13 protein-coding genes are annotated in these 13,836 nt (G+C 40.2%); 9 read left to right on the plus strand and 4 right to left on the minus strand.

What is annotated here, in order from left to right:
• The first annotated feature begins 11 nt into the window (after window positions 1-11).
• The 3 genes from CAP51_RS14105 (at window position 12) to CAP51_RS14110 (ending at window position 3,773) form a co-directional block, all read left to right on the plus strand.
• Window positions 12-2,528, plus strand: coding sequence for a TonB-dependent siderophore receptor (locus CAP51_RS14105; protein WP_087621382.1), 2,517 nt, complete (start codon window positions 12-14; stop codon window positions 2,526-2,528).
• A 122-nt stretch (window positions 2,529-2,650) separates the two neighbouring features.
• Entirely contained in the window at window positions 2,651-2,830 is a 180-nt protein-coding gene (locus CAP51_RS17245; protein ID WP_140404445.1) for a hypothetical protein, read from the plus strand.
• Window positions 2,814-3,773 (plus strand): TerC family protein, encoded by a 960-nt coding sequence (locus CAP51_RS14110; RefSeq protein WP_087621383.1) that lies wholly within the window; start codon window positions 2,814-2,816, stop codon window positions 3,771-3,773. Before CAP51_RS17245 ends, CAP51_RS14110 begins: the two co-directional genes overlap by 17 nt.
• Window positions 3,774-3,846: 73 nt before the next feature.
• Here the strand turns inward: CAP51_RS14110 and CAP51_RS14115 are convergent, their stop codons facing one another.
• A complete protein-coding gene (locus tag CAP51_RS14115) occupies window positions 3,847-4,467 on the minus strand; it encodes a riboflavin synthase subunit alpha (RefSeq protein ID WP_087621384.1) in 621 nt (206 codons plus the stop codon).
• Between the two features lie 198 nt (window positions 4,468-4,665).
• Between CAP51_RS14115 and CAP51_RS14120 the strand changes: the two genes are divergently transcribed.
• On the plus strand, window positions 4,666-5,385 hold the full coding sequence (locus tag CAP51_RS14120) for a TIGR04219 family outer membrane beta-barrel protein (RefSeq protein ID WP_087621385.1): 720 nt from the start codon (window positions 4,666-4,668) through the stop codon (window positions 5,383-5,385).
• Window positions 5,386-5,496: 111 nt separating this feature from the next.
• Here the strand turns inward: CAP51_RS14120 and CAP51_RS14125 are convergent, their stop codons facing one another.
• Window positions 5,497-6,564, minus strand: coding sequence for an alpha/beta hydrolase (locus CAP51_RS14125; RefSeq protein ID WP_087621386.1), 1,068 nt, complete (start codon window positions 6,562-6,564; stop codon window positions 5,497-5,499).
• A gap of 230 nt (window positions 6,565-6,794) precedes the next feature.
• Between CAP51_RS14125 and CAP51_RS14130 the strand changes: the two genes are divergently transcribed.
• The 4 genes from CAP51_RS14130 (at window position 6,795) to zupT (ending at window position 9,943) form a co-directional block, all read left to right on the plus strand.
• A complete protein-coding gene (locus tag CAP51_RS14130) occupies window positions 6,795-7,226 on the plus strand; it encodes a hypothetical protein (RefSeq protein ID WP_087621387.1) in 432 nt (143 codons plus the stop codon).
• Between the two features lie 214 nt (window positions 7,227-7,440).
• Complete coding sequence (locus CAP51_RS14135) at window positions 7,441-8,928, plus strand: sodium-dependent transporter (RefSeq protein ID WP_087621388.1); 1,488 nt, start codon at window positions 7,441-7,443, stop codon at window positions 8,926-8,928.
• 2 nt (window positions 8,929-8,930) lie between these two features.
• Window positions 8,931-9,038 (plus strand): methionine/alanine import family NSS transporter small subunit, encoded by a 108-nt coding sequence (locus CAP51_RS14140; RefSeq protein WP_087621389.1) that lies wholly within the window; start codon window positions 8,931-8,933, stop codon window positions 9,036-9,038.
• 98 nt (window positions 9,039-9,136) lie between these two features.
• On the plus strand, window positions 9,137-9,943 hold the full coding sequence (zupT, locus tag CAP51_RS14145) for a zinc transporter ZupT (RefSeq protein WP_087621390.1): 807 nt from the start codon (window positions 9,137-9,139) through the stop codon (window positions 9,941-9,943).
• A gap of 39 nt (window positions 9,944-9,982) precedes the next feature.
• Here zupT and rsmB read toward each other — a convergent pair whose 3' ends face one another.
• Window positions 9,983-11,281, minus strand: coding sequence for a 16S rRNA (cytosine(967)-C(5))-methyltransferase RsmB (gene rsmB, locus CAP51_RS14150; RefSeq protein ID WP_087621417.1), 1,299 nt, complete (start codon window positions 11,279-11,281; stop codon window positions 9,983-9,985).
• Window positions 11,281-12,237, minus strand: coding sequence for a methionyl-tRNA formyltransferase (fmt, locus tag CAP51_RS14155; RefSeq protein ID WP_087621391.1), 957 nt, complete (start codon window positions 12,235-12,237; stop codon window positions 11,281-11,283). The genes rsmB and fmt overlap by 1 nt, the downstream gene beginning before the upstream one ends.
• Window positions 12,238-12,424: 187 nt before the next feature.
• On the opposite strand from fmt, the gene CAP51_RS14160 reads away from it, so the two are divergent.
• Window positions 12,425-13,836, plus strand: a 1,412-nt coding sequence (locus CAP51_RS14160; protein ID WP_171294798.1) for an Ig-like domain-containing protein, incomplete at its 3' end; no start/stop codon positions are given.

Below are 13,836 nucleotides of genomic sequence, written 5' to 3' on the forward strand. Positions count from 1 at the left end.
GGGAAAAATTAATGATTAAACATAAATCGAATTTGCGTTTAAAGCGTATAACTTTAATATTGACGACTGCATTGTATGCAGGCGCAGTCTTTGCGGATACAACCTATGCTTTACAGATTCCTGCACAACGTCTGGATTTGGCATTACAAAGTCTGGCACAGCAAAGTGGTGCACAGATTTTATTTGTGACAAAAGCTGTAAATAATTATCAGTCAGAAACATTAAATCAAGAACTCACTGTTGAACAAGCACTACAACAACTCTTAAAAGGCAAAAACTTACAGATTAAAAAAATTGCAGACAATAAATTTTCACTTGTTGAAGGCCAACCACAAGCCCGTGATATGGGGCAGCTAAAACCGATTGATGTGAATCCATCAGGAACAGCAAGCCGTGATGCAAATGCAGTGCAGTTGCCTGTGATTGTGGTGGAGGCGGAAAATGAAGGTTATGCAGCAAAGAAATCTACAGTAGGGGGAAAAACTGAACGGGATTTTAAGGAAATCCAACAATCTGTGACAGTAATTACCTCCCAAAGAATAAAAGATCAAAATTTACTGAATGTAAGAGATGCTTTAACTCAGACCACGGGGATTAATATTACGGGAGGGAGTAATGCAACCATCTATTCTCGTGGATTTGTTCTTAGTAATTTTCAATACGATGGTGGTGCACCAAGTTTATATTATGCCAATTATGATCGTGGTAGTTTACCAGATTTATCTGTTTTTGATCAGGTAGAAGTATTACGGGGTGCAGATGGCCTATTCTCAGGTGCAGGTGAATCCAGTGGAACAGTTAATTTAGTACGAAAACGGCCTTTAAGTTATCAACAAGCTTTAATAAATTTATCGGCAGGAAGCTGGGATCATTACCGACAACAAGTGGATATTTCTAGTCCTTTAAATAGTACAGGTAGCATTCGTGGACGTATGGTTGCTATACATGAACAACAGGACTATTTTTATGATACGGCAGATAGTAATCGTAATTTAGTCTACGGTATTATTGAAGCAGATTTAAATAATAAAACTACTTTAGCAGCAGGGATTACTTATGATGATCTCGATAGTTCTGAAAATTATTGGGGATTACCACGTTATGCTGATGGTCGAGATATTGGCTATTCTCGTAAAACTAATTTGCAAACTGATTGGACAAATCAAAATACTAAACGTACCCAAATTTTTGCAGAATTAAATCATCAGCTTAATGAGGATTGGCAGTTAAAGCTTAATTCCTCATGGCAAGAAACTCAAAATAATAACAAAATAGGCTATAGTTTTGCAGCGATTAATCCATTAACTGGACAATCAAATTATTTTGAAATGTCGAAAAGCAAAACCAAGCCTACAGAAATTCTGGTTGATGCATCTATAAATGGTAAGTTTGATCTTTTTGGACATCAACAAGAGTTATTAGTTGGTGGAAATTGGCAACGCTATAACCTTGATAAAGGCTATTATAGTGGAACTAGTACTACCATTGATGCCTTAAACTTTAATCCTTCTAGTATTGCAGAACCTGATTGGAAGACAATAGATTATTTGATAACGGACTATAAAGTCTCGCAATACGGTATTTTTGCTAGTCTACGCTCTGATTTAACACAGAAACTACATTCGGTGATTGGAGTACGTTATAGTAAATATAATTACGATTATCTATACCAAAAATTTGATAAAGATGGAAATTACTTAAAAACAAATTCTGATCAGAATTATTCAACTCCGTCACAAGTAACGCCATATTTTGGCTTAACCTATGATTTTTTACCTAATACCGCACTTTATGCCAGTTATTCTCAAATATTTAAACCTCAAGGAACGAATGTTGATAAAACTGGTAACATGCTTAAACCGATTGAAGGTAATAGTTTAGAGCTTGGTGTTAAGCAAACATGGTTAAATAACCAATTACAAGGCAGTTTAGCAGTTTATCAAACTACACGAGAAAATGAAGCTGTTAGCCTTGGGTATTCGTCTGCTTTCCCGGGATTTAGTTGCTGTTATGTAGCCAGTGGAAAAATACAGGTTCGTGGCATAGATACTGAATTAAATGGGAAATTAACACCAAATTGGGATATTTCAATTGGCTATACTTATAATGATGCCAAAAAGAAATCAGGATATAGTACTGGAAATGGTACAGCTTATTCGACCAATGGAACACCAAAAAATCAGTTAAAAATCTGGACGATGTATCGTTTACCAAATCAACTGGAAAAATGGCGTATTGGTGGCGGTGTCAGAATGCAAAGTGAAACTTATAGTGAAGGTACAGCTAATATTTATGATCCAAGTGGTAATGGTATAGTTATTGGTTCACAAACTTTTAAATTTACTACAGGTTTTTACGCAGTTACAGGTTTGAGAGTTGACTACCAAATGAATCAGAACTGGTCATTAGGTATTAATGTTGATAATTTATTTGACCGTACTTATTGGCGACAAGCAACAAATACCTCTCGGAATAATTATTATGGTGATCCACGCAACTTTATGTTAACGATTAGTGGTAAATATTAAGTTTGAAAATTTGCACAAAACTTAAAGCTGTGGCATGCTGTGCTTACTTATGGATTGCGATCCAAAACGAAATGAAACGACAAGGGGAGTAGCCTCCTCAAACATAGTCATAAACCCACTATGTGTCAGATATCGTCAATACACTTTTTGATAAAAAGTCGGTATCTGAGCATCATCTTCCAGATGGTGTAGGCAAGACCTTGATCATGTTGAAAACAGATGAAATTCGTCTGGCAACTGGTCGAGGTTTTTTTATGCCCAATTGCTGGATATGGAGGATGAAATATGGTTTCAGTCGGTAACATTTGGCTGTATTTGGTGTTCTTTGGCATTGTCTTTGTCATGCTATTGATCGACTTTTTAGGCTTTAAACAAAAACAGAATCAACCTGTTCCCCTAAAGCAAGCAGCTTGGTGGAGTATCGCTTGGGTTTCGGTTGCCATGCTTTTTGCCGGTGGTTTGTGGTTGTATCTACAACAGACATTTGATGTCGGCATTGCCAACCAAAAAACCTTGGAATATATCACCGGTTATTTACTAGAAAAATCTTTGGCAATTGATAACGTCTTTGTCTGGTTGATGATTTTCTCGGCTTTTGCTATTCCTCCTGCGTTGCAGCGTCAGGTGTTGTTATATGGCGTAATTGGGGCAATTGTTTTAAGAACTATTTTTATTTTTATCGGCGCATGGCTGGTACAGGAATTTTCTTGGATATTATATATCTTCGGGGCATTTTTGGTTTATACCGGCTTTAAGTTCTTAAAAGGACAGGAAGAAGATCCAAATATCGAAGATATGAAATTGCTAAAATGGTTACGTAATCATTTACCAATTACCAATACACTGCAAGGCAATAAATTTTTTGTGCGGGAGCAGGGCAAGCTTTGGGTCACACCGTTGTTTATTGTGCTAATTCTAGTTGAATTTTCTGATGTGATTTTTGCAGTTGATTCAATCCCGGCGATTTTTGCGGTCACTACCGATCCCTTTATTGTATTAAGTGCCAATTTGATGGCAATTCTGGGCTTACGTGCGATGTTCTTTTTACTGTCTGGTGCCGCAGCTAAAATGCATTATTTACCCTATGGTTTAGGGGTGATTTTATTGTTTATCGGTGCCAAGATGTTATTGCTGGATGTATTCCATATGCCGATCTGGATATCTTTAGGCTTTATTGCAATTGTTCTTGCCATCACTGCTTATCTATCAATTCGTTATAACAAGCAACAAAATAATCTTTCTTAAGTTTTGCTCCACGAAAAGACCCTGTGACGCTGTCTAATCACTAGGGAATACAGGGTCTTTAGGCGCAAAATATTTAAAGGCGATTGGCATAAATGCCTTCAATGGTATCGACCAGTGTTCGTGTCGTATGGTCAATTTCAAAATTGACAAAATCGCCCTGTTTTAGAAATTTTAGATTGGTCAGACGCAAGGTTTCGGGAATCAGATCGACAGAGATCAAATGCTGCGCCTTATCCACATTGTTGACGGTTAAGCTGCAACCATGTAGTCCGATAAAACCTTTATGAAAGAAATACTTCATTTTTTCGGCAGGAATGGCAATATCCAGATGCAGGGTTGCGCCATGGTGCTGTAATTGCTTGATCTGTGCCATGCCTTCAATATGCCCATACAGACTGTGCCCACCATTTTCCATACCGACTTTAAATGAGCGCTCTACATTTACGGGACTGTCTTTTTGTAGGAATTGTAAGGTGGTTAAGGCATTGCTAACATCCGAAATATCAAAGGCGATCGATTGCAGATCCTCCGATATCTGGGTGACGGTCAGACATACGCCATCAATTGCTACACTGGCACCGATAAAAACATCATCAAATAATCCTTGCGTATTGCTGACAAAGATTGTGCGGTAGCCATCTGCAAGTTGTATGTTCCGGATGTGTTCCACACCCATGACGATGCCAGTGTACATTATCTTTTCCTTTTAATTAATTTTGGGAGCCAGTATCCAGTAGAAATCAATTCATCATGATGCTTTTCATGCTGTTAGTGTCATCCGGATTTGAAGGGTGATCACATATATGATACTGAATAGACACAATATCAATTATTCACAATAAAAGCATTATTGCATTATATAATCAGTCTGGATTTTATGAGGAAGAATATAATGAAATTATGGCACGGTGTCCTATTGGCAACGTCTACATTGACGTTAAGTAATTTTGCCCAAGCCGATCTGATTGGTATTTATGGCAGTGTAGATTATTGGAATTTAGGCGGGGATTATAATGAAGGACAATCTGGAAGTCGTTTAGAGGGTGCCAATGCACTGGATCTGGATGATAAAGGCCAAGCACAATTTGCATTATCGTTTGAACATCCCATTCCTTTGATTCCCAATGCCCGTATTCGTCATGTCAGTATTGATGCCGAAACAGAGCAGTCGTTGGCTGGCAATCCGACGTTTGATATTCAGTTAAACAATACTGATTTTATTCTTTATTATGAGCTTCTGGATAATATTGTCAGTGCCGATGTTGGTATTGCAGCAAAACGTCTGGATGGGGATGTGACCTATCATGGCTTAAGCGGTAAAGATAAGTTAAATATCAGCGAAACAGCACCCATGCTCTATGGTGCTTTAGGTGCAAAACTTCCCTTTACTGGTTTAAGTGCCAAAGCAGAAGCGTTGTTGACCAGTTATAGCGATACCAAAATCAGTGATGTATCTGCCGAAGTGAAGTATGATTTTGTTGATAATTTATTGGTTGATGTAGGTGCCAAAGCGGGCTATCGTATTTTAAATATCGATCTGGATGATCAAGATGATATTGATACCAAGTTCCGTTTTAAAGGGCCTTATATCGGTTTGGAAGCACATTTTTAATTATCACATCTTTTTTAAATGATTGTGATGCAGCCTGCAATAGGATAAGCAATTCATGTTTGCAGGACTGCAAAGCATATCGGGTTAATTCATCGTTTCACGTGGAACATTTTATTTTAATTTATCCCAAAATTTTCGAAAATCTCTGGCTGTATTGATCCAGTGCTGTTTGGCAGCTTTATGAATAGGGGTGAAATTGATAAAGCCATGTGTCATATCCTGAGCTTCCTGATATTTTATCGCAATGCCCGCCTGTTTTAGTTTTTGTGCGTAAATTTCACCTTCATCATGCAATAGATCGTAGCCAGCGGTGACGATGTAGGCAGGCGCTACTTTGTTTAAGTCACCGTAGAGAGGAGAAACTAATGGATCATCAAGAGCGACATTTTGCTGGATAACATATAATTCGGTCACGCTATCGATATCATTGTCATTTAAAATCAGGCCTTCGCGAAATTTATAATAAGACGCATAACGACTTTTAAAATCTACCGCAGGATAAATCAATAGTTGCGCTGAGGGTGTATAGATGGTGTTTTTTGTTTTTTGACAAACGACTGCACTTAAATTACCTCCGGCACTATCACCTGCAACCGCAATCTTTTTCCCTGCAATATCTAGTTGTTTGTAATGCTGATATGTCCATTCCAGTGCTTCCACACAACAGCCAACGATGTATTCTGGTGAATGTTCCGGTGCAAGGGGATAGTCGATACTTAACACTTGTACATTGGCAGCTTTGGCCAGCAAACGACAAGCTTCATCATGTGTATTAAGGTCACCGACAATAAATCCACCGCCATGATAAAAAATGATCAGGGGCAGTTTTTTCCCGGGTTTGGGATGATAACGTCTTGCACGTAAGGTTTGATGTTTTAACGGTAAATCCAGATCTTCAACCAATTGTATCGGTGTCGGCGTTGCCACAATAGAACGCATTTGTCGCTGGAATTGAACACGACTTTTTGCATAATCTTCGGTAACTAAGTTAATTTTCCCTTGTCGCTGTTGTATTGCCAGCAAACATTTTAAAAAGGGGTGAAGGGTTTTAAAATCATGCTGATAGCCCAGTATTTTGGCAAGACGGTGTTGTATGACTTTGGGTGCTTTATCCAAAGTACGGGCACTTGAGCCTTGTGATTTTTCCAAAAATTGTTCTATATCAAAAAAATTACCCATATTGAACTTCCTATTACGATTGACTTGATTGCTTTTCCAAAAGCATCTACATGTTTTATTCACATTCACTTGGTTGTTTTATGTATTCGCTGTATAAGCACAATGCTTTTAATACATAATTCCTATAGTGATCGAGTAAGCTTTTTTTATGTTGATAAACTACCTTAACTTGAAAATGCAAATTGTCAATAATTTTTATCAGCAGTTGAAGAGGTTGAAAGGAGGCGGATATGTATAAACTTATACCGACAGGCATCGTCATTACAATGACAATGATTGGTTGCACAGTCTTACCGGAAGATAGCGGACGTTATCGTCAAGGTGGTTATTATGGGTATCAGAGCGATGCTTTATATCATCAGCACCGTTATGAACAACAGCGTCAACTGGAAAGACAGCGGGCTTATCAACAGGAACGAGAACGTCAGCTATGGTTAAGGTCACAGCAGCAAAAGCAGGCGCAATTGGCTCGAGCACGTCAAATAGAGCAGCAACGACAACGTGAGCTGGAACGTCGACGCATGGAACAAAAACGTGCACAAGAGCAACAACATCGAAATCAACAGCAGCAGAATAGGCGTGAACAAGCGCTTAAACAGCAACAAAGACAAAAAGCCGAACAAATTCGTCGTGAGCGTTTAGAGCGAAACAGCCGCAATTAAAAAATAGATAATTTCTTCATTTAAAAAATAAAAATGAAAACTTATGAAGAAATGATGCGTCATAAGGACATTGGTAAACGAATTTTTTATGCCGATTTCACCTGATTTGGGCTCAGATATTGCACATTAAAAATAAAAAAATTCGCAGGAATATGCTAATCTGCGCCGTTTTTTACAGTATTCTTAGGTATTCCATGAAAGAAAAGGGGAGCATATGACCCAACAAAGAGAAAACTGGTCTGCTCGATCTGGATTTATTATTGCAGCAATTGGTTCTGCGGTTGGCTTGGGTAATATCTGGCGATTTCCCTATGTCGCTTATGAAAATGGGGGCGGTGCCTTTTTAATCCCCTACTTAATTGCCTTGTTTACCGCTGGATTGCCATTATTGTTTTTGGATTATGCGGTTGGGCATAAATATCACGGGGCACCACCGACAGCTTATAAGCGTTTATTCAAGCCAATGGAGTCACTTGGTTGGTGGCAGGTGATGGTCACACTGGTCATCGGGATGTATTACGCGAGTGTGTTGTCTTGGGCAGGTAGTTATATTTATTATTCGATTGGACAAAAATGGGGCGAGAATACCGAGCAATTCTTCTTCCAGAATTATTTGCAAAATGCCGATCAATTGACCTTTGGCTTTGTTCCGCATCTGTTCTGGGGATTAGTGCTGGTTTGGCTTGTGACCATTGTGATTTTATTTGGTGGCGTGAAAAAAGGCGTTGAGCTATCCAATAAAATTTTTATGCCGTTATTGGTAATATTATTTTCTATTCTGGTGATTCAGGCATTACGTTTACCGGGTGCGGTAGATGGTTTAAATGCTTTTTTTACCCCAAACTGGACGGCGATGAAGGACTATAAGGTCTGGCTAGCAGCTTATGGTCATATTTTCTTCTCTTTATCGGTTGGCTTCGGCATTATGCTGACGTATGCATCCTATCTTAAACCAAAAACCGATTTAACCGGTTCGGGGCTGGTCGTTGCCCTTGCCAATTCATCGTTTGAAATTCTGGCCGGGATTGGTGTTTTTGCTGCACTGGGCTTTATGGCATATAGCTCTGGTTTGCCTGTGCAGGAAGTGGTGAGTGGCGGTATTGGGCTGGCATTCATTGCCTTTCCAAAATTGATTTCCAGTCTTGGTGCTGGTGGTGATTTATTTGGCTTGCTATTTTTTACCTCTTTAATGGTCGCCGGGATTACCTCGATGGTCAGTATTCTGGAAGTGCCGATTTGTGCATTTCAGGACAAGCTGGGCTGGTCACGTAAAAAATCGGTGACGATTGTTGCAGGTGGTTCGGCCATTGTTTCCACGTTATTATTTTCAACCCACAGCGCAGTGACTTTTGTCGATATTATTGACCATTTTGCCAATAATATTGGTATTGTCGCAGGTGCATTTTTCTCCATTATTCTGGTGAGTTGGTTTAAACGTCCTTTGCTAAAACAACTGGAACAACATATTAATGCCACCTCCAGTATTTCTTTGGGTAAAGGTTGGGAGTTCATGTTGACCATTGTGACGCCTTTATCTTTATTGGTTGCATTGGGATTAACACTGACTGCATTAATTACCAAGGGCTATGGTGATTATCCTGTATTTGTACAGGTGATTTTTGGCTGGGGTTATATTGCACTGTTTGCATTGGGTGCATTTTTCTTTAGTCGTTTGAAAGATCATGGTCATTCGGGAGATTAAGCATGAATACATCTGCGCTAATTATGATGATTATTTCGATTGTTTTATTATGGGGAGGATTAGTTCTCGCCATGATTCATTTAAGTAAACACCCCGAAAGTGATGATTAAAGGGGTATCAAGCATTAACAAAATAGAATGATAATTATTTCCATTGGAGATTATTTTTCATATAAAATAAAGGCATCAATTTTGGTGCCTTTATTCTTATGGACTTTTTTAGTCATCAGGTGTTAATAGCCTTTTTAGTCACTATTCTAGCGAGTTTGGCCACTGTTGTTGGCGGGGCATCGGTACTTTTTTTTAAGCAGCCGAGTCCTCGTTTACTGTCTTTTGGTTTGGCCTTTGCCGGTGGGGCAATGGTCTATGTGTCCTTGACAGAAATTCTCAATAAGTCAATTGATTCTTTTAGTGCAGGATATAATGCCCAAATTGGTTTTGCCTTGGGTACTTTTTCTTTTTTGCTGGGCATACTCTTGGTGATCGCTCTGGATCGTCTGGTGCCGAATCCACATGAGTCAATTGATTCGGGACAGGTTGAGCAACATAGTCAGAAATCTTTGTATCGCACAGGTTTATTGACCCTGTTTGCGATTACTGCGCATAATTTTCCCGAAGGTTTAGCCACTTTTTTTGCCACGCTGGAAAGTTCGACATTAGGTGTACCTTTGGCGGTTGCTATTGCTATTCATAATATCCCAGAAGGAATAGCGATAGCCTTACCGGTATATATGGCAACACAAAATAAAGCACTGGCCTTAGGTGCGAGTTTTATTTCCGGCTTGGCAGAACCTATTGGTGCGTTAATTGGTTATAGTATTCTTGCGCCGTTTATGAGCCCTGTTGTATATGGTTGTGTGTTTGGTTTGATTGGTGGAGTGATGGTATTTTTGGCACTTGATGAATTGCTTCCTGCTGCCAAGCGTTATGCCAAAGGACATGAAACCGTCTATGGGTTGGTAACTGGTATGTCAACATTAGCCCTTAGTCTGGTCATGTTCCAGTTTTTCCAGTGACAGCAGGAAAATTCTGAAGCGGTGATTACCGCTTCAGGTTTAAATTTTCTGAATAAGACAATAATAGAAACCATCACCCTGTCCCTGTTGGGGTAAAAGCTGTCGACCGTGCGCTTGAGCAATGCCCCAATCAATATGCAGAGGAATTTCTCTAGCATCTTGGTGTGTTGCAAAAAAATCTAGCATCTGTTGTTCATTTTCGACTTTTAAAATTGAACAGGTGATATAGAGCAGTGATCCACCTTGTTTAAGTTGTTGCCACATATGATTGAGAATGGTTTTTTGCAATTGTACGGTTTGGGCAATATCACTGGACTGACGCAACAAACGAATATCCGGATGACGACGTAATACACCAATCGCAGAGCATGGCGCATCAAGTACAATACAGTCTGCCTGTTGTGGTGCTTGCCATGTCGTGGCATCAGCACTGATGATCTCTACTTGTTCGGTGAGTAGTTTTAAGCGGCTTAGATTTTCTTCCACACGCAGTAAACGCTTGGGATCTGCATCTAATGCAATCAGTTTGGCTGGGCGATATTTTTCCAGTAAATGTGCCGTTTTCCCACCCGGTGCAGCACAGGCATCGATCACAAATTTTTCGTTTAAATCCGGCAATAGCATTGCACATAGCTGTGCATGTTCATCCTGTACCGAAAACCAGCCTTGTTCATAACCCGGTAATGCAGGAATATGCACAGTCTGATCAAGGATGATCCCTGCATCGGAATGAGAACAAGCATGCGCTTGAATATCATGTTGCAGCAGTTTATTTAAATACGCATCTCGTCCAATCAGGCGTTGATTAACCCTTAATGTCAGGGGGGCGGTAGATTTAAGTTGCTGACATAAATCGTCACTTTGGCTTTTCCAGTCTTTTTTAAGACGTTTATACAGCCAGCTTGGTAAACCATGCGCTGCTTCAAGTTGAGCTTGTAACTGCGTGCGCTCTCGTAGAGCGCGTCTTAAAATCGCATTGACCAAACCACTCGCCGATTCAAAACCAAGTTGTTTCACCGCATTGACAGTTTCTGAAATTGCCGCATGGTCGGCAATTCGCGTACATAGGAGCTGGTATAAACCTACATATAGCGCAGTTTCGACAGGTAAATCGGTAATCGGCTTTTGCAATAGAGGTAAAGTCACCTGTTTTAGACAAAACCATTGTCTGAGACAACCCAGACTAAGCTCATGGAATAACGCTTTGTCTTGATCATTGATCGCATTTAAATATTTGTTCTGGAGTTGTGCCAGAGATTGCCCTTGCTGGACTGCGATCAATAATTTGATCAACTGGGCACGTAAATTTATGGAGGATACAGGTTGTGTCTGGCTCATCATAGGATTTGTCCAACCTGTAATTTTTGTGTCTGAAAGATCTGTACAGCATTTAATGCCTTGCCGCCTGCCCATTGTAGGCTGGTCAAACGTAAAGTTGTGCCTGCACCACAGGCAACCAGTACACCTTGTTTATCAACTGCCAGAATTTCACCATATTTTGAGGTATGTGTTTCTTTGGCTGGTTCGGCAGACCAGATACGTAAGGGAGAACCATCGGCAACAAGACAAAAAGCAACAGGTACAGGATTAAAGGCGCGAATATGCAAATCCAGATATTGTGCAGGTTGTGCCCAATCAATTTTTGCTTCAGCCTTCACAATTTTATGGGCGTAATTGCTTAAGGCTTCATCCTGTACTACACGATTGGCCTGATATTGTTGTAAACACTGCTCATTTTCCAGTACTTCACAAATGGCTTCTGCACCCAATTGACTCAATTTGTCATGCAATGTCGATGCAGTGTCTGTTGCAGTAATATCACAACTCACCTTGTATAACATATCCCCAGTATCCAGACCTTTTGCCATTTGCATAATGGTCACGCCACTTTGCTGATCACCTGCCTGAATTGCCCGTTGAATTGGCGCAGCGCCACGCCAGCGTGGTAATAAGGACGCGTGAATATTGAGACAGCCATATTTTGGCGTATCTAGCACGACTTGCGGTAAAATTAGACCATAAGCAGCAACCACCATGACATCAGCTTGAAAATCTGCCAATTGTTGTTGTGCGCTTAAACCTTCTTCACTATTGCTTTTAAAGTTTTCAGGTTGCATCACCGTTAAGCCATGTTGCAAAGCCAATTGTTTCACAGGAGATGCTGACACTTTTTGTCCACGTCCTGATGGACGATCAGGTTGTGTATACACGGCAACAATGTCATGTTTTGTTACAATTAATTTATTTAATGCTTCAGCAGAAAAGTCCGGTGTACCGGCAAAAATGATCTTCATATTGGTTAAAAAATAGTGAATCGTTGGATAAATTATAGCTTACTTTGTGCGTTGATTATCAAAAATGTAAGTAGTGAATTGTCATAAAGTACATAAAAAACGAGAAAATTAATCCGATCAATACGCTTGGTTTTATAAAAAAAATATGCTATGGTCAATGCGATATTTTATAAAAAAAGGGTTTATTATGAAAAACATACAAATTTTTGATAAAGCGAGTCACAATGTAACAACACAAGATTTTGGGACAAATGTGCTGTTAAAACAACCAGCTGTAGTCAAAATTACGATCCAGAAAGAAGATGTTTTAAAAGTTGAAAGGGAAGGAAATAACGCAGTTATTTACCTAACAAATGGTGAACAAATTATTATCGAAAATTTCTTTCTCGCCGATAATAGTTTGGTGTTAGATACGGGAAATGGACAATTATTTTGGGTTCAATTTACCAATGATTCTGGTGCGATACTGGATGAGGTTATTTACAATCCGTTAAATAATATAGAACCATTATTATATGATGAGGGACATAGCCCATTATGGGCGATTACGCCATTAGCAGCAGTCGCCGCATTAAAGTTATTAGATGATGATAATGATCATAAAACTAACGATACCAAAGATACCACGGCACCAACTGCCCCAACAGAAGTCGCGGTGAGTGAAGACGGCACAACAGTAAGCGGTAAAGGCGAACCTGGTACAACGGTTACAGTCAAAGATTCAGATGGCAATACCATTGGTACAGGAACAGTTAATCCAGATGGAACATTTGAAGTTGAACTGGATGAGCCATTAACCAATGGTGAAGAAGTTACAGTTGACCTTGAAGATGGTGCTGGAAATAAATCACCGGAAGTTACAGTAAATGCGCCGGATACCACAGCACCAACTGCCCCAACAGAAGTGGCTGTGAGTGAAGACGGCACAACAGTAAGCGGTAAAGGCGAAGCTGGCACCACAGTTACAGTCAAAGATTCAGATGGCAATACCATTGGTACAGGAACAGTGAATCCAGATGGAACATTTGAAGTTGCACTGGATGAGCCATTAACCAATGGTGAAGAAGTTACAGTTGGCCTTGAAGATGGTGCTGGAAATAAATCACCGGAAGTAACAGTAAATGCGCCGGATACCACCGCACCAACTGTCCCAACAGAAGTTGCAGTAAGTGAAGACGGCACAACAGTAAGCGGTAAAGGTGAACCTGGCACCACAGTTACAGTCAAAGATTCTGAAGGCAATACCATTGGTACAGGAACAGTGAATCCGGATGGAACATTTGAGGTTGAACTGGAAGAGCCCTTAACCAATGGTGAAGAAGTTACAGTTGGCCTTGAAGATGGTGCTGGAAATAAATCACCGGAAGTTACAGTAATAGCTCCAGGCGGAACTGGAGAGACCGGTGGCACAGGAGAGACCGGTGGCACAGGAGAAACTGGTGGCACAGGAGAAACCGGCGGAACTGGGGAAACTGGTGGCACAGGAGAGACCGGTGGTACTGGGGAAACAGGCGGAACTGGAGAGACTGGTGGCACTGGGGAAACGGGCGGAACTGGAGAGACTGGTGGCACAGGAGAAACTGGTGGCACAGGAGAAAC

The organism is Acinetobacter populi (assembly GCF_002174125.1).
Classification (GTDB): domain Bacteria; phylum Pseudomonadota; class Gammaproteobacteria; order Pseudomonadales; family Moraxellaceae; genus Acinetobacter; species Acinetobacter populi.